22 protein-coding genes are annotated in these 25,904 nt (G+C 66.7%); 11 read left to right on the top strand and 11 right to left on the bottom strand.

Going from position 1 to position 25,904, the window contains the following annotated elements:
* The first annotated feature begins 25 nt into the window (after positions 1 to 25).
* From KEC55_RS31405 to KEC55_RS31390, 4 genes are all read left to right on the top strand, one after another.
* The gene (locus tag KEC55_RS31405) at positions 26 to 1,150 is read left to right on the top strand and encodes an aryl-sulfate sulfotransferase (RefSeq protein ID WP_282512466.1); all 1,125 of its coding nucleotides are present in this window, start codon (positions 26 to 28) and stop codon (positions 1,148 to 1,150) included.
* A 58-nt stretch (positions 1,151 to 1,208) separates the two neighbouring features.
* On the top strand, positions 1,209 to 2,564 hold the full coding sequence (locus KEC55_RS31400; protein ID WP_282512464.1) for a uracil-xanthine permease family protein: 1,356 nt from the start codon (positions 1,209 to 1,211) through the stop codon (positions 2,562 to 2,564).
* Between the two features lie 292 nt (positions 2,565 to 2,856).
* Entirely contained in the window at positions 2,857 to 3,369 is a 513-nt protein-coding gene (locus KEC55_RS31395; protein WP_282512462.1) for a DUF2165 family protein, read from the top strand.
* 77 nt (positions 3,370 to 3,446) lie between these two features.
* Positions 3,447 to 4,385 carry a tyrosine-type recombinase/integrase gene (locus tag KEC55_RS31390; RefSeq protein WP_282512460.1) on the top strand — a complete coding sequence of 313 codons (939 nt, stop codon included), beginning with the start codon at positions 3,447 to 3,449 and terminating at the stop codon, positions 4,383 to 4,385.
* Positions 4,386 to 4,421: 36 nt separating this feature from the next.
* On the opposite strand, the gene KEC55_RS31385 is transcribed toward KEC55_RS31390, so the two are convergent.
* The 4 genes from KEC55_RS31385 to KEC55_RS31370 form a co-directional block, all read right to left on the bottom strand.
* Complete coding sequence (locus tag KEC55_RS31385) at positions 4,422 to 4,901, bottom strand: RES family NAD+ phosphorylase (protein WP_282512458.1); 480 nt, start codon at positions 4,899 to 4,901, stop codon at positions 4,422 to 4,424.
* Complete coding sequence (gene parS, locus KEC55_RS31380) at positions 4,898 to 5,353, bottom strand: type II RES/Xre toxin-antitoxin system antitoxin (protein WP_166966364.1); 456 nt, start codon at positions 5,351 to 5,353, stop codon at positions 4,898 to 4,900. The genes KEC55_RS31385 and parS overlap by 4 nt, the downstream gene beginning before the upstream one ends.
* A 324-nt stretch (positions 5,354 to 5,677) precedes the next feature.
* On the bottom strand, positions 5,678 to 5,881 hold the full coding sequence (locus KEC55_RS31375) for a DUF1289 domain-containing protein (protein ID WP_282512449.1): 204 nt from the start codon (positions 5,879 to 5,881) through the stop codon (positions 5,678 to 5,680).
* A gap of 350 nt (positions 5,882 to 6,231) precedes the next feature.
* The gene (locus KEC55_RS31370; protein WP_282512447.1) at positions 6,232 to 6,873 is read right to left on the bottom strand and encodes an HD domain-containing protein; all 642 of its coding nucleotides are present in this window, start codon (positions 6,871 to 6,873) and stop codon (positions 6,232 to 6,234) included.
* A 211-nt stretch (positions 6,874 to 7,084) separates the two neighbouring features.
* Between KEC55_RS31370 and KEC55_RS31365 the strand changes: the two genes are divergently transcribed.
* From KEC55_RS31365 to KEC55_RS31355, 3 genes are all read left to right on the top strand, one after another.
* On the top strand, positions 7,085 to 8,050 hold the full coding sequence (locus KEC55_RS31365; protein WP_282512445.1) for a GlxA family transcriptional regulator: 966 nt from the start codon (positions 7,085 to 7,087) through the stop codon (positions 8,048 to 8,050).
* Positions 8,051 to 8,383: 333 nt separating this feature from the next.
* Positions 8,384 to 8,695, top strand: coding sequence for a DUF4148 domain-containing protein (locus KEC55_RS31360; RefSeq protein WP_282512444.1), 312 nt, complete (start codon positions 8,384 to 8,386; stop codon positions 8,693 to 8,695).
* Positions 8,696 to 8,984: 289 nt separating this feature from the next.
* Positions 8,985 to 9,698, top strand: coding sequence for a dienelactone hydrolase family protein (locus tag KEC55_RS31355; RefSeq protein WP_282512442.1), 714 nt, complete (start codon positions 8,985 to 8,987; stop codon positions 9,696 to 9,698).
* A 133-nt stretch (positions 9,699 to 9,831) separates the two neighbouring features.
* Here KEC55_RS31355 and KEC55_RS31350 read toward each other — a convergent pair whose 3' ends face one another.
* The 4 genes from KEC55_RS31350 to KEC55_RS31335 form a co-directional block, all read right to left on the bottom strand.
* Entirely contained in the window at positions 9,832 to 11,367 is a 1,536-nt protein-coding gene (locus tag KEC55_RS31350; protein ID WP_282512440.1) for an efflux transporter outer membrane subunit, read from the bottom strand.
* A complete protein-coding gene (locus tag KEC55_RS31345; RefSeq protein WP_282512438.1) occupies positions 11,367 to 14,558 on the bottom strand; it encodes an efflux RND transporter permease subunit in 3,192 nt (1,063 codons plus the stop codon). Before KEC55_RS31345 ends, KEC55_RS31350 begins: the two co-directional genes overlap by 1 nt.
* A gap of 15 nt (positions 14,559 to 14,573) precedes the next feature.
* Positions 14,574 to 15,812, bottom strand: a complete 1,239-nt coding sequence (locus tag KEC55_RS31340; RefSeq protein ID WP_282512436.1) for an efflux RND transporter periplasmic adaptor subunit — start codon at positions 15,810 to 15,812, stop codon at positions 14,574 to 14,576.
* A 229-nt stretch (positions 15,813 to 16,041) separates the two neighbouring features.
* Positions 16,042 to 16,923 (bottom strand): LysR family transcriptional regulator, encoded by an 882-nt coding sequence (locus tag KEC55_RS31335; RefSeq protein ID WP_282512434.1) that lies wholly within the window; start codon positions 16,921 to 16,923, stop codon positions 16,042 to 16,044.
* A gap of 748 nt (positions 16,924 to 17,671) precedes the next feature.
* Here KEC55_RS31335 and KEC55_RS31330 point away from each other — a divergent pair.
* The gene (locus KEC55_RS31330) at positions 17,672 to 18,502 is read left to right on the top strand and encodes an AraC family transcriptional regulator (RefSeq protein ID WP_282512432.1); all 831 of its coding nucleotides are present in this window, start codon (positions 17,672 to 17,674) and stop codon (positions 18,500 to 18,502) included.
* Between the two features lie 6 nt (positions 18,503 to 18,508).
* Here KEC55_RS31330 and KEC55_RS31325 read toward each other — a convergent pair whose 3' ends face one another.
* Positions 18,509 to 19,453, bottom strand: coding sequence for a LysR family transcriptional regulator (locus tag KEC55_RS31325; protein WP_282512430.1), 945 nt, complete (start codon positions 19,451 to 19,453; stop codon positions 18,509 to 18,511).
* Positions 19,454 to 19,637: 184 nt separating this feature from the next.
* Between KEC55_RS31325 and KEC55_RS31320 the strand changes: the two genes are divergently transcribed.
* From KEC55_RS31320 to KEC55_RS31310, 3 genes are all read left to right on the top strand, one after another.
* Positions 19,638 to 20,954, top strand: a complete 1,317-nt coding sequence (locus tag KEC55_RS31320) for an MFS transporter (protein WP_282512428.1) — start codon at positions 19,638 to 19,640, stop codon at positions 20,952 to 20,954.
* A 149-nt stretch (positions 20,955 to 21,103) separates the two neighbouring features.
* Positions 21,104 to 22,159 (top strand): porin, encoded by a 1,056-nt coding sequence (locus KEC55_RS31315; protein ID WP_282512425.1) that lies wholly within the window; start codon positions 21,104 to 21,106, stop codon positions 22,157 to 22,159.
* A 29-nt stretch (positions 22,160 to 22,188) separates the two neighbouring features.
* The gene (locus tag KEC55_RS31310; protein ID WP_282512423.1) at positions 22,189 to 23,607 is read left to right on the top strand and encodes a M20 family metallopeptidase; all 1,419 of its coding nucleotides are present in this window, start codon (positions 22,189 to 22,191) and stop codon (positions 23,605 to 23,607) included.
* Positions 23,608 to 23,634: 27 nt separating this feature from the next.
* Here the strand turns inward: KEC55_RS31310 and KEC55_RS31305 are convergent, their stop codons facing one another.
* Together KEC55_RS31305 and KEC55_RS31300 are read right to left on the bottom strand one after the other, a co-directional pair.
* Positions 23,635 to 24,606: an aliphatic sulfonate ABC transporter substrate-binding protein gene (locus KEC55_RS31305; RefSeq protein WP_282512421.1), complete on the bottom strand. Its 972-nt coding sequence runs from the start codon at positions 24,604 to 24,606 to the stop codon at positions 23,635 to 23,637.
* Between the two features lie 254 nt (positions 24,607 to 24,860).
* Positions 24,861 to 25,811: a LysR family transcriptional regulator gene (locus tag KEC55_RS31300; RefSeq protein WP_282512419.1), complete on the bottom strand. Its 951-nt coding sequence runs from the start codon at positions 25,809 to 25,811 to the stop codon at positions 24,861 to 24,863.
* Positions 25,812 to 25,904: the final 93 nt, after the last annotated feature.

Genomic DNA, 25,904 nt, shown 5'->3' with positions numbered 1-25,904 from the left:
CGCTGCATTCCCGTATCCGATTCGAATGGAGACTGCAGTGACGACCGTCGACCAGATTACCCAGCGCCGCCGTGGCGTCGGCCTCATCGCCCACGATCCCGCGCTGTCCGCGGGCGGCTACACGCTCATCGCGCCGCAGACGGCCGACGGCAACGTCTATCTCGTCGGCATCGACGGCGAAGTCGCCCATCAGTGGAAAATGCCCGTGCGCCCCGGCCGCCACGCGGTCATCCTCGCGAACGGCAACCTCGGCTACAACGGCAACCATCCGCAATCGGAGTCACGCTACGCGCCGTGGTCGATGTGGCATGGCGGCGACTTCTACGAGGTCACGCCGCAAGGCGAAACGGTGTGGCGCTACGAGGATCCCGCGCATCACCACGATGCGCAGTGGCTGCCGAACGGCAACCTGCTCTACGCCGCGTGCGAACCGGTCGATGCGGCATTCGCGCGGCGCGTGCCAGGCGGCACGCCGCACGGCGACGACGAGGTGATGTACACGGATGTGATCCGCGAAGTGAATCGGGCCGGACAGATCGTGTGGGAATGGCACGCGCGCGAGCATCTGCGACCCGAGGATTTTCCGATCGCGGCCGGTTTCGGCCGCTATCACTGGCCGCTCGTCAACGGCCTCGCGGTCGACGCGAACGGCCGCGTGCTGATGAGCCTGCGCACGACGTCGGGGATCATCGGCGTGAACCGCGAAACCGGCCAGGTCGACCTGCGGATCGGGCCGGACGTCGTGTCGCACCAGCATGCGCCGGTGCCGCTCGCGAACGGCAACATCCTCGCGTTCGACAACGGCAATTTCCGCCACGGCGCGCACGTCGTGTTCTCGCGCGTCGTCGAGATCGATCCCGCCACGCAACGCGTCGTGTGGTCGTATGCGGACGACGTCGTGAACCTGTTCTACACGCCGTTCATGGGCAACGCGCAGCGCCTGCCGAACGGCAACACGCACGTCACCGAATCGTCGACGGGCCGGCTGTTCGAAGTGACGCCGGCCGGCGAAGTCGTGTGGGAATACGTGATTCCGTGGTTCGCCGAATACCCGGACGAAGCCGCGCGCAAGACCGGCCCCGGCCAGCTGAACAGCGTGTTCCAGACGTTCCGCTACAGCGCCGCGCAACTGCCCTGGCTGCGGACCTGACGCGCCGTTCGCCGTTGCATCCCAGCCATCGCCGCCGTTCGCTTCCGGGGGGCCTACCGTGTCGCACGATCCAATCTCACCGCCCGTCGACGCACGGTTGCCCACGTGGCAGCTCGCGCTGTTCGGACTGCAGCACGTGCTGTCGATGGCCGCTTCGCCGATCACGGCCGTCTTCCTCATCGCGAAAGTCCTCTCGCTGCCGGCCGACCTGACGGTCCAGCTGATCGGCGCGACGTTTTTCGCGTGCGGTATCGGCACGCTGGTGCAATCGCTCGGCGCCGGCCCGATCGGCGCGCGCATGCCGTTCGTGATGGTGCCCGGTGGCGCACCGACGATGCTGTTCGCGGGCATCGCCGCGCAGTCGGGCCTGCCGACCGCCGCCGGCGCGGCGCTGCTCGCCAGCGCGTTCTACTGGGTGCTGCTGCCCGTGTTCACGCGCTGCCTGCGGCTCTTTCCGCGCATCGTCGTCGGCGCGATGCTGTTGCTCGTGTCGGTCAACCTGATCCGGATCTACGCGACGATCGTCGTCGGCCAGCCCGGCTCGGCCGACTTCGCGCAGCCGCGCGCGCTGGGGCTCGCGCTGGCGACGATCGTCGCCACCGTCGTCGTCGCGGGCGCGTTCCGCGGCACGCTCGGCCGCCTCGCGGTGCTGGTCGGCTTGATGGCCGGCGCGACGCTCGGCTGGGCGCTCGATGCGATGCCGGCGCTCGCCGACGTGTGGCACGGCCCGTGGTTCACGCATCCGGTGTGGCTGCCGTTCGGGATGCCGCGCTTCGACGTGCTGGCCGCGCTGCCGCTACTGATCTTCACCGCGATCTCGATGGCCGAGGCGACGGCGCAGACAGTTGCCGTCGGCGAAACGTGCGGCAAGGCGATCTCGCTGACGCGCGACGTGCCGAAGACGATACGCGGCGATGCGCTGGCGTCGCTGGCCGGCGCGCTGTTCGGCACGCCGCTGATCGTGACCAGCGCCGAGAACATCGGCGTCGTGCAGACGACCGGTGTGCGCTCGCGCTACGTAACGGCCGCCGCGGGCGCGATCCTGATCGTCATTGCGCTGTTCGCGCCGCTCGCGCGGCTCGCGTATGCGATTCCGGCCGCCGTCGTCGGCGGCACCGCGCTGGTCGTGTTCGCGATGATCGGCGTGATGGGCATCCGGCTACTCGCCAGCGTCGACCTGCACGCGCGCGCCAACCAGTACACGCTCGCGGCCGCGCTGGTGGTCGGCCTCGCGCCGATCCTGGTGCCGAACCTGTATCGTCATTTCAGCGCGCCCGTGCAGATCGTGCTCGGCAACGGCATGGCGGCCGGCACGCTCGCGGCCATCGCGACGCAACTGGCGTTCGCCGCGCTTGCACGGCTGAGCGGACCGGCGCAGGCGAGCGTGACACCGGCACCTTCGCGCGACGCGTGACGGCGCCAGTGGGCTAGCGTAGTGCCCACTGTGCTCTGGTCCGCTTGACGACTTCATCGGTTCAACCGAAAATCGCCGCTCCCTCCTGGCGCGGGCACTCGATCCAGCCGGCACGTGCGTCTCCTCGACGCCGCCCCGGCTTCAGGTTTTCCAGTCCCGATCTCCGCGCCGTCGTGCCCACGCACGCAAATCCGCCGGCCTGGCCGTGCACATTTACGCAGGTATCGCCCCGAACGCCGGCTCGTTGCCGCGCGGTCGCGCTTTCGCCTGCCCATTCATTTCGGAGTCCATTATGATCGTTCGTCTTTCCAAGGCAGCCATGGTGCTTGCCATGGCCTTGTTCGCGTCGCTCGTCGCGTTCGGCAACATCACCGATTACGCGACGAATTTCGCGTTCGTCCACCATGTGTTCCTGATGGATACGACTTTTCCCGGCAACGGGATCATGTATCGCGCGATCGGCGCGACGTGGCTCCATCACGCCGGCTATATCGGCATCATCTCGATGGAAACGCTGACGGCCGTGCTGTGCTGGATCGGCGGGGTCCGATTGCTGCGCGCGCGCCGCGCCGGCGAAGCGGCGTTCCACGCGGCTAAGGCGTACGCGATCGCCGGCCTGACGCTCGGCTTCCTCACATGGCAGGTTGCGTTCATGTCGGTCGGCGGCGAATGGTTCGGGATGTGGATGTCGAAGCAATGGAACGGCGTGCCGGACGCGTTCCGCTTCTTCATCACGTTGCTGCTCGTGCTCGTCTACCTGACGATGAACAACGACGGTATCGACGAGACGCGTATCGCGCACTGACACGCCGGTGGCGTCGCGCTGGCCGGACCGACATCGGGACGATTGCCGGCGTCACCGTCTCCGGCTATAAATCGTGGATGGACACGAATCGCTGGATTCACGACCCCGTCGGCGCGTTTCGCGCGTGGCAGGAAACCGCCGCGACCGGCGCCGGCCGCCGGCCGTTCGCGCCGCGTTCGGTCGTGCAGCACGTCGCGATGTTCGAGCGGCTCCTGCGCCACCTGATCGCACACCGTGTGTCGCTGGCCACCTTCGGGCCCGACCACGTCGCGGCCTTCCTGGCGGATCTCGACCGTACCTGCACGCCCGGCACATCGACGCGCGTGCGCTATGCGAAGTTGATCGACCGGCTGGGCCGGCACCTGGTCGACATCGGTGTGCGGACGATCCACCCGGCCGGCCGGACGACACGCGATTTCGCCTGGCCGGACGGCGAACCGGAGCCGTGCTACCTGCCGCCCGACGCCGACGTCGCACTGCAGCGTCATGTCCAGCCTCGACCGGACGACACGCCCACCGAGTGCAGGAATCGCGCGATCGTCGCGCTGCTGCTCGCGAGCGGCATCACGTCGGCCGAAATTCGTGCGATGCCCTGCCACGCGCCCGACCTCGACGCGCAACCACCGGCGTTGTCCGTGCCGCGCGATCGCGCGCGGCCGGCACGCCGGATCGAACTTGCCGGGTTCGCGCTGGCGCCGCTCGCCGCATGGCGCATGCGTTCGGCGGATACACCCGCATCGACGCGGCTGTTTCCCGCGCCGCGCGGCGGTGGCGCGATGAACGACATGTTCCTGCTGCTGGTGGTGCGCGACGCGCTGACCGCGATCGGCTTTCACGCGGCGGACATGAGCCCACGCGTGCTGCGCAACACGTATGCGCGTCGGCAGTTGCTCGCCGGCCACACGCATGCCGAGGTCAGCGCGATGCTCGGTCTCGTCAGCACGCGAACGGTCACGCGCATCCGGCAGACGCTGCCGCCGGACGCAGCCGCGGATCGCGCTGCGCACGAGCGCTAAACAGCGCACGGTGCGCATCGTTTTCCTTCTCGTTCGCTATGCGCCCGGTTTCGACTGGATCAGGCACAGGATCCGTGTGTCGTACGGCGATTGCATGACTTCCGCGATGCGGATGTCGGACGCGGCCGGATGCAGCGGATTCAGCAGGAAGTTGTGCGCGTGCGGCACGACGACGCTCGGCACGCGCAACAGTGCGCTCGGCTGCGTGTGCAGCCATTCGGTGCCGGCGCTACGGGTCCAGTCGACATTCGTTTGCCAGTCGTCCGGTGCGTCGCCTTCCGCGATTTCGGCGACATCCACCGAATCGGGCACGTCGATCCGAAGCAACTGGTAGCCGCTCGGCAATTGGGCAACGGTGGTGATTTCGAAATGAACGAGCGTCTCGAGCAGGGCGAGTGCCGGATGCTCGGCGAGATACACGACGGGCTGCCCGGCAAAATGCCAGCGCCCGCCGGCCCGCAACCCGCCGATGCCCTTCAGATCGGCGTAATTGCTGATCCGCCACAGCGTCGTCAAGCGAAGTACCCCTCGTCGATCTGCGTGAGGACTTCTTCGACAAGCCGCGCGCCATGCTCGGTGCTCGCCATGTCGAGCGACGTGCGGCCGCCGAAGCGCTGCAACCCGTTGCGCAGCCACGCCATCGCCTTGTCCTGATCACCGAACGTGGCCGTCGCCTGTGCGACGATGCGCGCGAGGCGGATCGCCTTGTCGGATTCCTCCGGCGACAGGCGTTCGTGCGCCTGGCGACGATGGCTCAGCGTGCGGCGCGGAATGATGAAGGCCAGCTCGTCCGATTTCAGCCCGCGCTCGGACAGCCGGTCGATCACCGACACGTCTACGCGCGCGCTCGCCAGCTCGGCGAGATCGGCACCCGAACGGACGCGGATCGCCAGTAACTGCTCGAGAATCGTGAATTCGGCCTGGCGCGGATGCGCGACACCCGAAGGATGAAAAGCAATGATGCTCATGACCCGTCTCCGGCAATTTGCCCGTTCATTATAGGCGTTTTGCCGAAAACTTGCGGTGCCGGAGTGGGCAGTGCCGCTGTGGCCCGCCGGTTGGGGCGTTAGCCACGGGGTCGGATGTCCCCTTCTGCCTGGTAGCCGGTTGGGATGATCGCGAATCGAAGATTCGCCTCGAGGGGGTGTGGCTGTCATTCAGTATATAAAGTCCATCGGGATGCCTTTTAGTTGTCACGTAACAACTCTTTTACCGATTTAAATCGCGCTGCCGAACACGCGTCCGCCATCGCACAATGAACATCCATTGACCGGAACGCTCGGCATGGCCACTCACCGCCCATCACGACGAAAACGCATCGCCGTCCCCTCCGCCCGGATGCGCGTCCAGATCGCGCGCTTCTCGTCGTCGCTCATGAACACCCAGTGCGAAACCTCGTTGGCAGTACGGCCGCATCCCTTGCAGATATCGTCGAACAGTGTCGAGCACACGCCGACACAGGGGCTGTCGGGTACGTCGTGAAGCGTGGAAGCCATCGGAACTCTCGTCTCGGTTGAATATCCGGCAGGGAAACGTCCGCACTCCCATAGGCGGCTACCCTGCCACCGGCGATGCAGCCCGCGCCGCATCGCCCGGCCCGCCCCGCTCATTTCGCCTCGGCCTCCAGTCTCGCCAGTTCTGCCACGATGCCCGCGCCATAAGCCGGATCGGCCTTAGTGCAGTTGTCGATGTGCGGTTGCCGAATGTCCGTCACGCCATTCGAGCGGGTCAGCTTTCTTTTGATGGATCCAACATAGTCGTTCTCCTGTGTAATGAGTGAATCGCGATTCGCATTGCACGCACGCTCCCGCTCAGTACAGGGAACCGTGCGCGATACCTGACGCGATCATCCGGCCCACGCCGATGACCGGATCACGCTGCAGAAATTACCTGCGTGGAAATGCGGATCCTTGTCCGCGATCACGTCGGCCTTCACGTTGCCGAACGTCGTGTCCGGCTTGTGCTTGATCCCGTCGTAGAACGCCTGGAGGATGTCTTCCTTGAAATGCGGCGTCCGTGGATGCGCATGGACGACGGCCTCGCGCTCGACGTCGCTGTATTCCGGATACGTGAGGCCCAGCACATCCATCTCGACGCCCGCGGTGACGAGCGCGATCACCGGATGCATGTGCTGCGGAATGCCTGGCGTGGTGTGCAGCGCGATCGAGGTCCACACGACGTCGATGTCCTGCTGCGAGATGCCCTTGCCCTTCAGGAAATCGCGGGCGGCATTGGCGCCGTCCACTTCGAAGCGCTCGCATGCGCTGCTGTGCTTGTGCGTGAGCCCCATGTCGTGAAACATGCAGCCGCAGTAAAGCAGCTCGGGATCGTACTTGAGCCCGCGACGCTGTCCTGCCAGCGCCGCGAAATAGTAGACGCGGCTCGAATGATGAAACAGCAGCGGCGAAGCAGTATCGCGAACGAGTTCGGTGATCTCGCGCGTCATCTGGCTATCGGGAATGGTGATGCCTGCAACGTTCTCAGTCATGATTGACCTCCATTGAAAACACCCCCGATTCTCCGTAGTCCGATAGCTGTCTTCAATAGACGTACTACGTCAAATCCTGCCATTTTGCATGACGAACGGACACGGGGCCCGCATGACCGGAAAGATGCAGGAAACGGGCTCAGCCTGCGCATCTCATACCCGATCCGCGCCTCTATACTGCTACGCATCACGTTCGTCACAGCATCCGATCATGCCGAAGGTCGTGGGAATTTTCGCCGTTCCTGGCGTTCAACTGCTCGATGTCTCCGCACCGCTCGACGTGTTTGCACAAGCGAACGCCGAATGCGGGAAGCCGTTCTATACGTTGCGGATCATCGCGAGCGAATCCGGTCCGATCCGAAGTTCATCCGGTGCGCAGCTGCTGCCTGACTGGATCGTTCCCGACGTCCCGGAGCGCATCGACACGCTGCTGGTCGCCGGCGCGCCGAGCGCGTGCCACCTCTCGCTGCGCACCGACGTCCTCGCGTGGCTACGATCGGCGGCCGTACAGAGCAAGCGCTACGGCTCGATCTGCACCGGCGCGTTCATCCTCGCCGCCACCGGCCTGCTGAAAGGGCGCCACCTGACCACGCACTGGGCCGCTGCCGACGCGCTCGCCGAAGCCTTTCCGTCGCTCGCCGTCGATGCCGATGCGCTGTACGTGCGCGACGGCAAGCTGCGCACGGGCGCCGGCGTCACGGCCGGGCTCGATCTCGCACTCGCGCTGGTCGAGGAGGATCTCGGCCGTGAGATCGCGCGGCGCGTCGCCGCGCAACTGGTGATGTTCTTCAAACGCCCGGGCGGGCAGCTCCAGTTCAGCCGCAAGGGCGAGGCGCGCCCCGCCGGGCGCTCGGTGCTGCAGGAGGTGCAACGCTGGATCGCGGCGAATCCGGAACTCGAGCATTCGGTGGCCGACCTGGCGAAGCATGCAGGCATGAGCCCGCGCCACTTCGCACGGCTGTTCCGCGCGGAGGTCGGCATGACGCCGGCCGCGTGGGTCGAGGCAACCCGCATCTCGGCGGCCCGCCAGTTGCTCGAGAACGGCCACGACGCGCCGAAGCAGGTCGCCGCGAAATGCGGCTTCGCGAATGTCGATACGCTCAGGCGGTCGTTCACCCGGCACGTCGGGATCACGCCGGCCGAGTACCGGAAACGGCAGGCGGCTCCTGTCGAGTGATGCGGCAACGCATCGACGACGCCGGCCGCGTCATTCACATACTTCGGAATGCGATGCAATTGAATGTCGCGCGGCAACAGGCATTTTGGCGGCACCGAGCCGAACCCCTGTCGGACCGGATCCAACGCCCTCATCTGCGCACACCGACGGCGCGGTCAGCCGTCCGTTACGCCCACAATCATCAGACAAAAAGTCGCCCACGTGGATCGTTTACCCAGTTGCAATAATGATTCACTGGAACGCGTATTTCCGACCGGTAACGCGATCGCTACGATGCAATCAACCGCTGAACGCAACGAGCGAAGCGAGAAATCAATGAAACCGGAGGTCACCATGAAGTCGTTCATCACCGCTGTCGTCGCCGCAACCGCCCTGTCCGCCTCGTACGGCGCATTCGCACAATCGAACCCGTCGGACCAGCTGACGCGCGCCCAGGTCCGTGCGGAACTCGTCCAGCTCGAACAGGCCGGCTACAAGCCCGAAGTCTCCGATCAGTATTACCCGCGCGCACTGCAGACCGCCCAGGCCCGCGTGACGAACGCCGATGAAGCCGGTTACGGCGCGCAAGCTGCCGCCGGCGTGCGTGCCGGCCGCGCGATCGCAGTCAAGCAGGAAGGCCGCGACTCCGTCTATTTCGGCCAGTAAGCCGGACCCGCGCCCGCGTATTCCGATACGCGCGCCGCACCCGCAACACCCCGCTCCCGTTCATCGGGGCGGGGTGTTTGCTTTCCGGTCGCCCGCTCCGTGCACCGATCGCATCCGGCACGGCACCGTTCACGCAGGCAGCCGGTGTTTGCGCATAGAATGGCCGCGTGGTCGGCGCCGGCCGACTCGAACGCGCGCGGAATCTCGACCTCGGGATGCCCGATCGTCGCCGTGCCCGCCGGCCGGCCCGATGCCGCACTCAGCGCATTTTTCGAAAAGGAGCGGTTTCATGTCTCAAACATCCAGTTCCATGATCACGTTTCGCCGCCCGGACGGCCAGGAACTGCAGGGCTATCTCGCGACGCCCGCAAAGACCGAAGGCGCGCCTGCCGTCGTCGTCATCCAGGAATGGTGGGGGCTGAACGACCAGATCCGCGGCGTCGCGGACCGCCTCGCACGCTGCGGCTACTTCGCGCTGGTGCCCGACCTGTATCGCGGCAAATCGACGGTCGAGGAAGAAGAAGCGCACCACCTGATGACCGGCCTCGATTTCGGCGATGCCGCATCGCAGGACATTCCCGGCGCCGTCACATATCTGAAGACGCTGGCCTCGCGTGTCGCGATCACGGGCTACTGCATGGGCGGCGCCCTCACGCTGCTGTCGCTGCAGTACGCCGATGCGGACGCGGGCGTGACGTGGTACGGCCTCCCGCCGCTCGACTACATCGATCCGGCGAAGCTCAAGGTGCCGCTGATGGGCCACTGGGGCACGCAGGATGCGTTCTTCGCGATCGACCAGGTCGACGCGCTGGAAAAGAAGCTGACCGATGCGAAGGTCGGGTTCGAATTCCATCGCTATCTCGCCCATCACGCATTCGCGAACGAAACGGCCGTCGGCCCCGGCCGCATCGCGGGCACGCAGTTCGATCCGGTTTGGTCGCAGATCGCGTGGGACCGCACGCTCACGTTTTTCGGCCGCACGCTGTGGGCGAAGCAGGGCTGACATAGCGCGGCTTTCCGCTCGAATTGCTCTGCAAAAAGAAAACGCCACGGACTTTCGTCCGTGGCGTTTCCGTTTCCGCAACCAGCCGGTTGGAAGGACAAGCGCGCTAAACCGCTCCTGCCCTTCGTTGCACTTACCCGTTCGTCGCCGCTGCCGACGCAGCCGCCGGAGCGGCCGCCTTGTCGTAGTCGGCCGGCGCATCCGGCGCGCGCGGCGTTTCGCCTGCGCGCTGGATCCAGCCGCCACCCAAGGCGCGGTACAGCGTGACGAGGTTCGTCCAGCGCGCCAGACGCGCGTTGATCAGCGTCTGCTGTGCGGAGTACAGGTCCGTCTGCGCGGTCAGCACCGACAGGTAGCTGTCCACACCGTTCTTGTAGCGCAGGTCCGACAGGTCGAAACGTCGCTGCTGCGCGTGCTCGTTGCGCTCCAGCGCCGCGATCTGCTGGTCGTACGTGCCGCGTGCGGCCAGGCCGTCCGACACTTCGCGGAATGCCGACTGGATCGCCTTCTCGTAGTTGGCGATCTCGATGCGCTTCTGCACGTTCGCGAGGTTCAGGTTCGCGATGTTCTGGCCGCCTTCGAAGATCGGCATCGTGATCTGCGGCGCGAACGACCACGCCGCCGTGCCGGCCTTGAACAGCCCGCCGAGCGTCGGGCTGCCGGTGCCGAACGCACCCGTCAGCGAGATGCGCGGGAAGAACGCCGCGCGGGCCGCGCCGATGTTCGCGTTCGCGGCCAGCAGCGTTTGCTCGGCCTGCATCACGTCCGGGCGACGCGTCAGCAGATCCGACGGCAACCCGGCCGGCACGTCCGTCAGCAGGTTTTGCGAGTCGAGCGGCATGCCCGCCGGCAGATCGTCCGGCAGCGGTTCGCCGATCAGCAGAACCAGCGCGTTCAGCGCCTGTGCACGCGCACGCGCCTGCGCTTGCTGGTTCGCGAGCGCCGTCTCGACCACCGTCTGCGCCTGACGCAGCTCGAGTTCGGAACCCGTGCCGTTGTCGAACTGCAGCTTCGTCAGGTCGTACTGCGCCTGAGCGGACTTCAGCGTGTTTTCCGTGACCTGCAACAGGTCATCGGTCGACAACAGCGTCAGGTACTGGTCAGCCACCGACGAGACCAGCGAGATTTCCGACGCCTGTCGTGCGTACGACGTCGACAGGTACTGCGCGAGTGCCTGGTCCTTCAGGCTCTGCACGCGGCCGAACAGGTCGAGCTCCCACGACGCCGACAGCCCGACGTTGTAGCTGCGCGAGATGTACGGCGCACCGGTCGTCGACAGGCCCTGCGGCACGCGCTGGATGTTGCCCGAGCCCGTGCCGTCGAGCGTCGGGAACAGGCCCGCGCGCGTGATCTGGTACTGCGCGCGCGCCGCCTCGATGTTCAGCACCGACACGCGCAGGTCGCGGTTGTTCTTCAGCGCGATCTCGATCAGCCGCTGCAGGCGCGGATCGACAAAGAATTCGCGCCAGCCGATGGCGGTCGCCGCCTGGCCGTTCGCGCTGCGCGCGCCGGCAGCACCCGGCTGCCTCGCGTAGACGCCGCCGGCCGGGTACGCCTGCGCGACGGGTGCATCGGGCCGCTTGTAATGCGGCGCCATCGTGCAGCCCGTGGCGAACAGCGCGGCAGCGAAAGCCGCCACCGTTGCAGTCAAAGCGTGTTTTTGCATCATTACTGCCCCTTCGAATCGTGTGCGTCGCCGTGACCGCGCTGCAGGTCGCCCTGCACGAGACGCCATGCGTCGTCGACGTTTTCCGTCTCGCCGCTGAAGATCGCGCGAACCCGCACGAAGAACATCGGGATCATGAAGATCGCGAGGAACGTCGCCGTGATCATCCCGCCGATCACGCCCGTGCCGATCGCATGCTGGCTGGCCGAGCCTGCGCCGTTGCTGATCGCGAGCGGCAGCACGCCGAGCATGAATGCAAGCGACGTCATCAGGATCGGGCGCAACCGCAGGCGCGCCGCCTCGATCGCCGCGCGCACCGGCCCCATGTTCTCCTTCGCCTGCAGCTCGCGCGCGAACTCCACGATCAGGATCGCGTTCTTCGCCGACAAGCCCACGGTAGTCAGCAGGCCGACCTGGAAGAACACGTCGTTCTCGAGGCCGCGCAGCATCGTCGCGAGCAGCGCGCCGACCACGCCGAGCGGCACGACCATGATCACCGAGAACGGGATCGACCAGCTCTCATACAGCGCCGCCAGACACAGGAACACGACGAGGATCGAGATCGCGTACAGGATCGGCGCCTGCGAACCGGACTGGACTTCCTGGAACGACAGCCCCGTCCACGAATAGCCGATGCCTTCCGGCAGCTTGCTTGCGAGCGCTTCCATCGCGGCCATCGCCTGGCCGGTCGACTTGCCTTCCGCGGCCTGCCCCTGGATTTCGATCGACGACACGCCGTTGTAACGTTCGAGCTTCGGCGAACCGTAGATCCAGTGGCCGGTCGAGAACGCGCTGAACGGAACCATCCCGCCCGCACTGTTGCGCACGTACCAGATGTTCATGTCCTCCGGCGTCATCCGGAACGGCGCGTCCGACTGCACGTACACCTTCTTGATCCGGCCATCGGTATCGAGGAAGTTGTTCACATACTGCGAGGCCCACGCGATCGAAAACGTCTGGTCGATCGCAGCAGCAGTGACGCCAAGTGCATTCGCCTTCTCCCGATCGATGTCGACCTTGTACTGCGGCGTATCGTTCAGACCGTTCGGACGCACGAGCGCGAGCGCCGGATCCTTCGCGGCCATCCCGAGCAACTGGCCACGCGCGGCCATCAGCGCCTCGTGGCCGAGACCGGCGTTGTCCGTCAGCTCGAAGTCGAAGCCGGCGGCCGTACCGAGTTCGGGAATCGACGGCGGGTTGAACGGAATCACCATCGCGTCCTTGTACGTCGAATAGTGCGCGAAAGTCCGGCCGATCAGCGCCTGGACCTTCTGGTCCGAACGCTGGCGTTGCTCGTACGGTTTCAGCTTCACGAACACGAGGCCCGCGTTCTGGCCGCGGCCCGCAAAGCTGAATCCGTTGACCGTGAACACCGAATCGACCACTTCCTTCTCCGCGGTCGTCAGGTACGTGTTGATGTTGTCGAGCGTCTTGCCGGTCGTTTCCTGCGTGGAACCGGACGGCGTCTGCACGATCATGAACATGTAGCCCTGGTCTTCATCAGGCAGGAACGACTTCGGCAGGCGCGCGAACATTACGCCGACCGCGATGAACACGGCCAGGTAGATCACGAGCCAACGGCCCGAGCGCCGGATCACGTGATTCACGCCACCCGTGTAGCGATCGCGACTGCGATCGAAGGTGCGGTTGAACCAGCCGAAGAAGCCCTTCTTCTCTTCGTGATGCCCTTGCGGGATCGGCTTCAGGATCGTCGCGCACAGCGCCGGCGTCAGAATCAACGCGACGAGCACCGACAGCACCATCGCCGACACGATCGTCAGCGAGAACTGACGATAGATTGCGCCGACCGAGCCGCCCGAGAACGCCACCGGCACGAACACCGCCGACAGCACGAGCGCCACGCCGACGAGTGCGCCGGTGATCTGGCCCATCGCCTTGCGGGTCGCCTCCTTCGGCGACAGTCCCTCCTCCGCCATCACGCGCTCGACGTTCTCCACCACCACGATCGCATCGTCGACCAGCAGGCCGATCGCGAGCACGAGGCCGAACATCGACAGCGTGTTGATCGAGAATCCGGCGACACCCATGATCGCGAACGTGCCGAGCAACACGACCGGCACCGCAATCGTCGGGATGATCGTCGCCCGCAGGTTCTGCAGGAACAGATACATCACGAGGAACACGAGCACGATACCTTCGATCAGCGTCTTGACCACTTCCTCGATCGACAGGCGCACGAACGGCGTCGTGTCATACGGGTAGTGAACGACCAGACCGTGCGGGAAGTACTTCGACAGCTCGTCGATCTTGGCCCGCAGCGCCGTCGCGGTCGCCAGCGCGTTCGCGCCGGTCGCGAGCTGGATACCGAGGCCGGCCGTCGGCTGCCCCATGTACTTCGTGTCGAACGTGTAGTTCTCCGAACCCAGTGCCGCACGGCCGACATCCTTCAGCCGGACTTGCGAGCCGTCCTGGTTGACCTTCAGCAGGATGTTGCCGAACTGCTCGGGCGTGCGCAGCAGCGTCGATTCGGTGATCGTCGCCTGCAGCATCGTGCCCGGCTTCGCCGGCGTGCCGCCGATCTGGCCGCCCGCGATCTGCACGTTCTGCTGCGTGATCGCGGTCGACACGTCGACCGGCGTGAGGCCGTAGTTGGTCAGGCGGTTCGGGTCGAGCCAGATCCGCATCGAGAACTGCGAACCGAGCAGCAGCGTCTGGCCGACGCCGTTGACGCGGCTCAGCGGATCGAGCACGTGCGAGGCCACGTAGTTCGTCAGGTCCTCCTTCGACATCCTGCCGTCCTCGGAGTTGAACGCGAACCACATCAGCCAGTTGCTGCTCGACTTCGTGACCTGCATGCCGAGCTGCTGCACGACCTGCGGCAGGTTCGGCGTCGCGAGCGACAGCTTGTTCTGCACCTGCACCTGCGCGACGTCCGGATTCGTGCCCGGCGAGAAGGTCAGCGTGATCGTCGCGTTGCCCGAATCGTCGCTCGTCGACGACATGTACAGGAAGTTGTCGAGACCGCTCATCTGCTGCTCGATCACCTGCGTCACCGTGTCTTCCACCGTCTTCGCGGAAGCGCCCGGATAGTTCGCCTGGATCTGGATCGTCGGCGGTGCGATCGTCGGATACTGCGCGATCGGCATCTTGAAGATCGATGCGACGCCGGCCAGCATCAGCACGATCGCGATCACCCACGCGAAGATCGGGCGATCGATAAAGAACTTGGCCATGAAACGGACTCCCAGTTATTGCGCGGCCGACGCGGCGGCCGAACTCGCAGCAGCATTGGCGGCGGTACTCGCCGGCGCGGCGTTCGCCGGTGCAGCGGAAGCGGCATCCGGTGCCGGTGCAAGCTGCGCCGCGACGGTCTTCACGGTCGCACCCGGGCGCACCTTGTCGACGCCCTGGACGATCACGTGATCGCCCGCTTGCAGACCGCCCTCGACGATCCAGTCCTGACCGTACGTACCAGTCGTCGTCAACGGACGCGTCTCGACCTTGTTGGCCGCATTCACGACGAGCGCGATCGCCTGCCCCTTCTGGTCATGCGTGACGCCGATCTGCGGCACCAGGAACGCGTTCTCGTTCACGCCTTCCTCGATCCGTGCGCGCACGAACATGCCCGGCAGCAGCACGCGACCCGGGTTCGGGAAGATCGCGCGGATCGTCACCGAGCCGGTGGTCTGGTCGACCGTCACGTCCGAGAACTGCAGCTTGCCCGCTTCCGAGTACGTCTTGCCGTCTTCGAGGACCAGCGACACCTTCGCGGCGCCCGGCCCGCTCGTCTTCAGACGGCCGCTCTGCACGTCCTGGCGCAGCTTCAAGCCGTCGAGGCTCGACTGCGTGAGATCGACGTACACCGGATCGAGCTGCTGCACGGTCGACATCAGCGTCGCCTGGCTCGCCTGCACGTAGGCACCCGGCGTCACTTGCGAGATGCCGACGCGACCCGAGACCGGCGACACGACATCCGTATAGCCGAGGTTGATCTGCGCGGTGTCGACCGCCGCCTTGCCGGCCGCGACGTCCGCGGCGGCCTGCCCTTGCGTGGCCACTGCGTTGTCGTAGTCCTGCTTGCTGACCGCGTTCGCGGCGACCAGCACCTTGTAGCGCGCGACCAGTGCGTTCTGCGTGACGAGGTTCGCCTGCGCCCGCGCAAGCGTCGCCTTCGCGCTGTTCAGCGCGGCGACGTACGGCGCCGGGTCGATCTTGTACAGACGCTGGCCAGCCTTGACGTCGGTGCCTTCGGTGAATTCACGGCGCAGCACGATGCCGTCGACCCGTGCACGCACCTGCGCGACAAGGAACGCACTGGTGCGGCCGGGCAGTTCGGTCACGGCCGGCACGGCTTGCGGCTGGACGGTGACGACGCCGACTTCCGGCGTTTGCGGCGGCGGCGCCGATTCTTTTTTCCCGCACGCGGCCAGGAAAACGGCAGCCGTTGCGGCAGTGATTAAGCGGTATGGAACCCGTTCGACGCGCATGGAGCGACCTCTCACAAATAGACGACCTTCAATGGGAATCACCAGATCTCCTCACGGCCCGCATGCGCGAACGGAATGCTGTCGCTTCCGGTTCGCCGCCCATGCGGGCGCTTGCTTCGGGTGTGCGTTGCACCCTGCGGAGCGTTCGTTTGCCGAACTGCTTCCGTAAAAAGGAACGGCGAGCCCGCGGCCCCGGCGGGCTCGCGTTGCCGTGGCGGCCGGTCGGGCGCTAGCGCGCGGGCCGGAACGCGGCGCCGGCAAATTCGATGAATGCGCGCGCGGCGGCCGGCAAATGCGCGGCACGCGCATACGCAAGCTTCAGCGTGACGGGCGCGAGCGGGCGGACCGGCGCGATACGCACCAGCGTGCCGGCCGCCAGATCGCCATCGACGAGATACGCGGGGAGCACCGCCGCACCCATGCCGGCCACGGCCAGCCGTCGTGCCATCTCAAGATGGCCGACGCCCGCATTGCCGGGCACCGTGCCCGGTCGAATCGCCGCTGCAGGGTCGTTGTCGGTCGCCGGCAGTTCGAGCCGTACGGTTGCGAGGTCCGGCCAGTCGCCCGATACATCCGCGCCACCATGCGCGGCGACGTAACCCGGCGCCGCCACGCGCACGGATTCGTACGCGGCAAGCGTATGCAGTGCGTGCGCACCGGATAACGGCATGCCGTCGGTCAGGAACGCGACGTCGATGTCTTCGGCGGTCAGGTCGACGTGCGCATCGGTCAGCGTCACGGTCGGCCGCACGTCCGGAAACAGGTGCACGAAACGATCGAGCAACGCGCTCAGTTGGCTGAGCCCGAATGCGACCGGCGCGGCCACGCGCAACACGCCTTCCGGCTTGCTGCCCATCGCGACGAAACGGCCGTCGATCTCGTCGATCGCACCGAGAATCCGCTCGACACGCACGAGATACAGCTCGCCGATTTCCGTCAGCGACTGGTGGCTGGTGCTGCGTTGCAGCAGCCGCGCGCCGAGTCGCGTTTCGAGCGCATCGACCAGCCGGCTCGCCATCGCCGTCGACACGCGAAGCCGCGTCGCCGCCCGGCGAAAACCGCCTTCCCTTGCCACCGTCACGAATGCCCGAATCGATTGAAGTTGGTCCATTTGTCCGGATTCCCCTGCGCGGACGGCTGCCGTTCCACCGGCGCCCGCCGTCACCTCGCGGCCGATCTGCATCGACCCGGCCAATGCGGCGGCGCCGACACCGGCCACGCCGGGTCGGTCGGTATGCTCGCCACGGGTGCGCGCCGGCATGCAACGGACGCAAGCCGGCCTCGGCTGGCCCGATGCACGATCATTCGATAGCAGTCCTGAGTCTTTTCCAGCGGTTCGCAACGGCAACCTGCGCGGCGGCGACCGCGCATCATGCGACGGTCTTGCCTGCGTCACCCGGACACGCTGGAACACATTTCTTTCAGCAGGTGTAATGGTATGAAAACCGCCGGAAATTGGCTTGCCCGATCCTGCGATTGTTTTGCCTTAATTTCCGAATTTGTGCGCTGCACACCACGCCACGACGGTCGATGCGACCACCGACCGTGCAGGTCCGGATGATCGGGCTAATTTCCGACAGGTTTGGGCAATCTCGCGCACGCATCTGGCCGTACGATGTGACCGCCGTGCCGGCGCCCGTGCCTGCACCTCGACGGGGAATCGCAGCCGCGCACCTCGCATCGCTCACTCCGCCATCCGCTCACTTAACATGGAAATCGACGCCCGAACGCCATCGCAACCGCGCCCCCTGCACGAGCACGACCCTCGGTCGCCGGTACGGCCGCACGCGGCCCGGCTTGCGGCGCTGATCGCCGCGTATGCGCCGCACGACGGGTCGTTCGACCTCCCGGTGCGCGGCATGCGCATCTCACGCGCATCCGGCGCGCCGCCGCAGTGGAACCACGGCGTGCACCACGCGTGCCTGAGCATCGTCGGCCAGGGCGCGAAGTCGATGCGGGTCGGCGATGCCACCTACGCGACCGACGAAGCGCGGATGCTGGTCGCGACGGCCGACGTGCCCGTCACCGGCCGCGTGACGCGCGCGAACCCGGCCGAGCCGTTCCTTTATGCGCAGCTCGAACTCGATCCGGTGCGCATCGCGGCGCTCACGCCGGTTGTCTTTCCGCGCGGATTGCCGAAAGCCGTCGACTGCAGCGCGCTCGACACACTCGACGCGACGCCCGAAATCGTCGACGCCGTCGCGCGGCTGATGCAGTTGATCGCGCAACCCGACGACCTCGACCTGCTCGCGCCGCTGATCGTCGACGAAATCCTCATCCGGCTGCTACGCGGCCCGTCGGGGGCGCGCGTCGCGCAGGTCGGCGAGGCCGGTTCGACGACGCAGCGCATCTCGCGCGCGGTCGCATGGATTCGCGACCACTACCTCGATCCGATGACGGTCGACTCGCTCGCGCAGCAGGTCGACATGAGCCCGTCGACCTTCCATCACCACTTCCGTGCAGTCACGTCGATGAGCCCGTTGCAATGCCAGAAGGTGCTGCGGCTGCAGGAAGCGCGCCGCCTGATGTGCCTGTCGGCGATGGATGCGCGACAAGCATGCCGCAGCGTGGGCTATGTCAGCGCGTCGCAGTTCAGCCGCGAATACGCGCGGTTGTTCGGCGATGCGCCGGGCCGCGACGTCGCGAGGCTGCGCGGCGAAGCGGTGCCGCTGTCGCGCGTCGCCCCGTAGGCAGCTTTACGCGCGGGGCGTCCGCGAGCGTGCGCCGCCCTTCTTCCCGCCCGCATTTGCGCGCTCGGCCTGCACGGCTTCGTCGATGCAACGCACGAAGTATTCGGCCGACGACGTGAGCACCGCGCTGTCGCGAAACAGCAGATACAGGTTGCGCGCAGGCGGCTGCCCGACGAGATCGAGCGTCTTCAGCGTATCGGAAGCATCGCCGCGCAGCGCCAGCTGCGTCCACGCCGTCACCACGTCGCTGTTGACGGCCAGCGCGTAGAACAACGTCTGCGACGCGCAACGCGTCACGCGGCGCGGCACCGGCAGGCCGGCCTGCCCGAACAGCTCGGCGAGATACGCGCGGAACTCGGCAGACGGCCCCGTATGCAGCCACTCCGCGTCCTGCAGGTCGGCAAGCGACGTCGCACCGGCGAGCTTGCCCTTGCCGCTCACCGCGAACCACATCGGAAACGTGTCGAGATGCTCGCAGCGCACGGACGTGAAGTCCTGCGCATCCGCGCCCGCGCCCAGCGCGAAATCGAGCGCGCCGTTCTTCAACTGCTCGACGAGCTGCGACGGGCTGCCCTCGACGAACTCGAGCTGCACGTCGGGCATCGCGCGGCGAAAGCGGTTGTACGCAGCCGGCAGCACCGTGATGCCGGCCAGCGGCGTCATCCCGATCGCGAGCTGCCCCTGCCGGTTCTCGCGCAGCTGCGCCATTTCCTCCTCGGTACGCGCGACCTCGTTGACGACCAGCTCGGCGCGCTGCAGCATCGCGCGCCCCGCATCGGTCAACGTCACGCCGGACGAACTGCGCGCGACCAGCATCAACCCGAGTTCGTCCTCGAGATCGCGCAGCGAGCGCGTGACGGCCGGTTGCGTGAGGTGCAGGGTGCGTGCGGCTTCATGGATGCTGCCCGAGCGGGCGACGGCCACGAGCGCGCGGAGCTGGTGAAGTTTCATGCGACGAATGGAAACGGCCGCCGGGAGGCAGTCGTTGGGCATCAGGGGATAAACAGATGTTATCAGGATAAAAATTTGCGCGTATCGCGATGTTTTCCCCGGTCTTAACATGCGGCCAGCTCTCGCAGGATGCCTGACGATCCATGCGGCGCTCACGATACCGATACCCATGGAGACACCCCCGATGCAAGACGCCGCCACGCCGCTCGTCGACGCGCCGCCCGCCGCGCGCCGCCGCTCGGCGCAGACCCGGACGATCATCGCCACCTCGGCCGGCAACGCGCTCGAGATGTTCGACTTCACCGTGTTCAGCTACTTCGCCGCGCTGATCGGCAAGACGTTTTTCCCGGTCGATTCGGGTGCCGGCCCGCTGCTGCTCGCGATGGCGACGTTCGGCGTCGGCTTCGTGATGCGCCCGCTCGGTGGCGTGCTGATCGGCAACTACGCCGATCGCGCCGGCCGGCGCGCGGCGCTGACGCTGACGATCCAGCTGATGATCGCGGGCACCGCGCTGATCGCACTGACGCCGTCCTATGCGCGCATCGGCGTCGTCGCACCCGTGCTGGTCGTGATCGGCCGGCTGCTGCAGGGCCTGTCGGCCGGCGGCGAGATCGGCGCATCGACCACCTTCCTGATGGAATCGGGCCCGCTGTCCGGCCGCGGCTTCATGGTGAGCTGGCAAATGATCAGCCAGGGCGTCGCCGCGCTGCTCGGCGCGCTCAGCGGCGCGCTGCTGTCGGCCGTGCTGTCGACCGACGCGCTCGAAAGCTGGGGCTGGCGCGTGCCGTTCCTGCTCGGCCTGCTGCTCGGCCCGGTCGGCTTCTATATCCGCCGGCATCTCGACGAAACGCATGTGTCGACGCACGACGCCGGCGGCAGCGCGGTACGCGAAGTGTTCACGCGCTACCTCGGCCGCGTCGTGCTCGGCACGCTGATGATCATCGGCGGCACGTCGACGCTGTACATCTTCGTGTTCTACATGCCGGCCTATGCAGTACGCACGCTCCACCTGCCGATGGCGACGTCGCTGCTCGCCGGCTGCGCGTCGGGGCTCGCGATGATCGTTGCCGCGCTCGTATCGGGACTGTGGATCATCGACCGCCTGCCGCGCCGCAAGCCGATGATCGCCGTCACGTGGCTGCTGTCGCTCGCATGCGTGTATCCGGCATTCCGGCTGCTGATCACCGCGCCGTCGGTCGGGCTGATGGTCGCGATCGTCACCGTCGTGATGGCGTTCGCGACCGCTGGCAGTTCCGCCTTCCTGCTGCTGATCATGGAAGCGTTCCCGCCTCGCGTGCGCGCCACCGCGCTCGCGACGATCTACAGCTTCGGCGTGACGATCTTCGGCGGCTTCGCGCAGTTCAACGTCACGTGGCTGCTGCATCGCACCGGCGATCCGATGTCTCCCGCGTGGTACGTGCTCGCGTGCGGCACCGTCAGCATGATCGCGCTGTGGCGCTTCCGCGAACGCCCGGCAGATTCGCTCGACGACGGCCGCTGACCGGCGCACCGCTTCATTCACGGCGACGCCGGGCACCGGCTCCGCCTCTTTCTACCCGACAACAGAATCCGCGACGTCGACGCGTGCGCGGGCGGGCCGTTGCACGCCTGCGATTCGCGCGCCGACGATCGCGACACGACGAGACAAACGTGCGCAATTCAACCCTGATGGCCGCGTGCTGCGCGGCAACCTGCATGTGGGCCGCGCCGGCCCGCGCAAACGTCCAGATCTACGGCGCACTCGACAGCTTCCTGCAATACGCGCGCGTCGGCAGCCAGACGAGCATCGGCCTGATGAGCGGCGGCGCATCGACGTCGCGCTTCGGCTTCATCGGCAGCGAGGATCTCGGCGGCGGCCTGCGCGCGAGCTTCCGCCTCGAAAGCGGCTTCGATCTGATGTCCGGCCGTCAGCAAAGCGCGGCGTCGTTCTACAACCGCGAAGCCAACGTCGCGATCGGTTCGGACGACTGGGGGACGATCAAGCTCGGCAAGCAGTATCCGGCGATCGTGCCGGAAGCGGCCGATCCGTTCTACCTGGTCGGCCAGTTGTCGCCGTTCGCGAGCACCGCGCTGATCGGCAGCGACCTCGGGCGTGGCGCCGCATCGCTGCCGGGGCGCATCGAGAACGCGATCAGCTACAAGACGCCGACCTACGGCGGGCTCGACGTCACCGTGCTCTATGCCTTTCGCAACGCGGCGGGCGCGAGCCCGATCGCGAGCAATGCAGGCGCCGTCGCCAACTTTGCGCGCGGCCCGGTGATGCTGAGCGGCGCGTACAACGCGATGTGGGCCGGCACGTCGTCGACACCCGGCGGCACGCCCGACGGCCCGCGCACCGACTCGGTCATGGCCAGCGCGTCGTATGCGTTCGGCCCGACGCTCGCGTCGTTCGCGTACACGCTGATGCGTCCCACCGCGCCTGGCACGCTCGTCGCGCAGGTCTATTCGCTGGGCGCGATCTGGCAGCGCGGCCCGCACGCCCTCCGCGCCGATCTCGCCTATCGCACCATTGCCGGCCAGGCGAGCCACGCACTCGGCGCGCTGCTTGGCTACGACTACCAGTTCTCGAAACTCACCGGCGTGTACGTACGGTTCGGCGGCTTCAGGAACACCGGACAGTCGGCGCTGTCGTTCGGCTCCGCGCCGATATCCGCCCCCTGCATGAGCAGCACCGTCTTCGCCCTTGGCCTCCGGCAGAAATTCTGACCGCGCCAGTCTCTTCACAGGAGCAATTCATGACTTCACTCGCCCTCGATTTCATCGACAGCCAGCGTACGCAATTCACCGAGCTGTCCGACCGGATCTGGAATCTCGCCGAACTGCGCTACGAGGAATTCGCGTCGACCGACCTGCACATCCGGATGCTCGAAGAAGCCGGCTTTCGCGTGACGCGCGGAGTGGCCGACATCCCGACCGCATTCGTCGCCGAAGCCGGCCACGGCGGCCCCGTGATCGGCATCCTCGGCGAATACGATGCGCTGTCCGGGCTCAGCCAGGAAGCCGGTGCACTCACGTGCCGGCCGTCGGGCGAGATCTCGAACGGCAACGGTCACGGCTGCGGCCACCACCTGCTCGGCACGGCTGCGCATCTCGCCGCGGCCGCGGTGAAGGCGCATCTCGAACGCACGGGCCAACCCGGCACCGTGCGCTTCTACGGCTGCCCGGCCGAGGAAGGCGGCTCCGGCAAGACCTTCATGGCGCGCGCGGGCGTGTTCGACGATCTCGACGCCGCGCTGTCGTGGCATCCGCACGTATACACGGGCATCTTTCCGGCTGGTTCGCTCGCGAACATCCAGGCGTACTTCCGCTTCACCGGCAAGGCGTCGCACGCAGCCGCGTCGCCGCATCTCGGCCGCAGCGCGCTGGACGCAGTCGAACTGATGAACGTGGGGGTCAACTATCTGCGCGAACACATGCTGCCCGAAGCACGCGTGCACTACGCGGTGACGAACACCGGCGGGTTGTCGCCGAACGTCGTGCAGGCGAATGCGGAAGTGCTGTACCTCGTGCGCGCGGCCCGCAACGACCAGGCAGCCGAACTGTTCGAGCGCGTGAAGAACGTCGCGCGCGGTGCGGCGCTGATGACCGACTGCCAGCTCGAGATCGTGTTCGACAAGGCGTGTTCGAACCTGCTGGAAAACGCGGTACTGAATCAGGTCATGTACGGCCATCTGCAGGCGATCGGCACGGCCGGCTTCGACGCCGACGACGCGGCGCTCGCCGATGCATACCAGCGCCAGACGCTGACTGCACAGGACATCGAAACGTCGTCACGTTCGCTGAACCAGGCGTGGCGCGATCCGAAGGCACTGTTCGACGGGATCGACCCGTACGAGCCGGGCAAGGGCCGCCCGATCTGCGGCTCGACCGACGTCGGCGACGTGAGCTGGGTCACGCCGACCGCACAATGCCACACGAGCTGCTATGCGTTCGGCACGCCGCCGCACTCGTGGCAGTGGGTCGCGCAAGGCAAGACGGCGCTCGCGCACAAGGGGATGATGCTCGCGGCGAAGACGATGGCCGCAACCGCGATCGACCTGCTCGGCGCACCCGACACGCTCGCCAGCGCGAAGGCGGAACTGCTCGAGCGGCGCGGCGGCCGGCCGTACGTGTGCCCGATTCCGGACGACGTCGCGCTGCCGTTTCGCCGCTGAGCATGTCGTGCCGCGCCGGTTGCGTCGTCACGCGAGCGTGGGCGGCGCAGCCTGGCTGACGTCGACGCGTTTCGGCAGGATGCCGGCCTGGTAGAACACGTCCGCGATGCGCTGCTGATACGCAAGCGTGTCGCGCGTGACGGGCTCGACACCGAAGCGTGCACGGCGAAACGCGAGCGCGACGGCCGGCTCCGGAATCCCCCAGAGTTTCGAGAATTCGGCCGCGCCCTGCGCGCGGTTCGCATCGAGCCAGCGCTGAACGGACGTCAATTCCGCCACGGCGACGTCGAGCACGTCGGCATTGTGCTGCGCATACGTGCGCGACGCGAAGTAGTAGCCGCGATTCTCGACGAGCCCCGTGCCGTCCGCGACGATACGCGCACCGAACGCCTGCTGGACTACCGCGAGAAACGGATCCCAGATGATCCACGCGTCCACCGAGCGGTTCTCGAATGCGGCGCGCGCGTCGGACGGCGACAGCCAGACGGGCGTGACGTCCGCATAGTTGAGCTTCGCGGCCTGCAGCAGCCTGACCAGCAGGAAGTGCGTATTCGATCCCTTCACCAGCGCGATGCGCTTGCCGCGCAGGTCCGCAAAGGTCTTGACCGACGACTCCTTCGGGACGATCAGCGCCTCGGCTGCGGGGCCCGACGGCGTTTGTGCGTAATAGACGAGCGGCGCACCGGCCGCGAGCGCGAAGATCGGCGGCGCTTCGCCAACATCGCCGAAGTCGATCGATCCCGCGTTCAGCGCCTCGAGTTGCGGCGGCCCCGACGGGAACTCGGTCCACGTGACGTTCACGCCGAGCGGCGCGAGCTTGCCTTGCAGCGTGCCGCGCGCCTTCAACAGGCTGAGCGGCCCTTTCTGATAACCGATGCGCAACGTCCGCGCGCCGGCCGCGCTCGCCAGCGCGAAGCCCGGGTGCGCGGCGGCGCCGGCCGCAATCGCCAGGCCAGCTTGAAGGAGCCGGCGGCGGGTTCTTGAGTGTCGATCTGCCATGTCGTTTCGGGTTCGATGAAGAGGGCGCGGATGGCGCGCAGGTCGAACCGATTCTAGGAGGTTGGCGCCGTGCATCGAACCAACGATGTTCGATATCGAAAGCAAGCGTTTTCATAAGGGCGCGCCCGTTGCACGGGTTCCGTTTCCCGGAACGGGTGTGCGCTCGCGCGATGGCACCTGTCTTAAATACAGGACTCCATATTATCTTTACCGATCAGGCAATACATGGTGCACACGCGCCGACCATGGCTGAATCAGGAATGGCGTGACGCGCAGGACGCGGTCAGCGCAGCCTCGTCGGCAGCCAGCAACTCGGGTACGCATTCGCGCAGGAAATCGACGAACGTGCGGATCTTCGCGTCGAGATACTGACGCGACGCGTACAGCGTGTAGACCGTCAGCTTCTGCAACCGGTATTCGGGCAGCACGCGCACCAGCGCACCGCTCGCGAGCCCGGGCAATGCGGCCGACATCGGCAGCGAGCCGATCCCGAGGCCGGCACGCAGCGCGGCACCGAGCGCATCGGCGATGTTCACCTGGAAATCCGGCAGCGGCAGTTCGAACGTTTCGCGTCCGTTGGGGCCGTCGAGATGCCAGCGGTCGCGCGGAAAGAGCGGCGTGACGATCTGCAGGCACGCATGCCCTTCGAGGTCGCTCACCGTGTGCGGCGTGCCGCGCGCCTTCAGGTACGCCGGTGACGCGCACAGCACGCTGCCCACGTCGCCGAGCCGCTGTGACACGAGGCCGGAATCGGGCAGCTCGGTCGTGCTTAACTGCAGCGATACGTCGTAGCCTTCGTCGATGATGTCGGGCACGTGCTGCGACAGCGTCAGTTCGACCGCGACCGACGGATAGCGCTCACGGTAGCGCACGACCGCGGGCACCACGTAGGACTGGCCGAAACTCGTCGTCGCGTGAACGTGCAGCCGTCCCGACGGTTTCGCCTGTGCGTCGGCCGCTTCGGCTTCCGCTTCGTCGATATAGCCGAGGATGCGCTGGCAGCGGTCGAGATAGCGCTGCCCGGCGTCGGTCAGCGCAATGCGGCGCGTGCTGCGGTTGAGCAGGCGCGTGCGCAGATGCGTTTCGAGTTGCGCGACCGAGCGCGATGCATAGGCCGTCGTGATATCCAGGCGATGGGCCGCGCTCGTGAAGCTGCCCTCCTCCGCGACCCGGACGAAAATGCGCATCATCTGTAACGTGTCCATCGACCTGTCCCCGGGATTGAGATCACGTCGCGCCACCGTGCGGCCCGAGTGCCGGCGGCTCCGGCACAGGCCGGTCTGGCGCGAATTGTGCGG

Source organism: Burkholderia cepacia (assembly GCF_029962485.1).
GTDB lineage: Bacteria > Pseudomonadota > Gammaproteobacteria > Burkholderiales > Burkholderiaceae > Burkholderia.
This window is presented reverse-complemented; position numbering and strand designations above follow the sequence as displayed.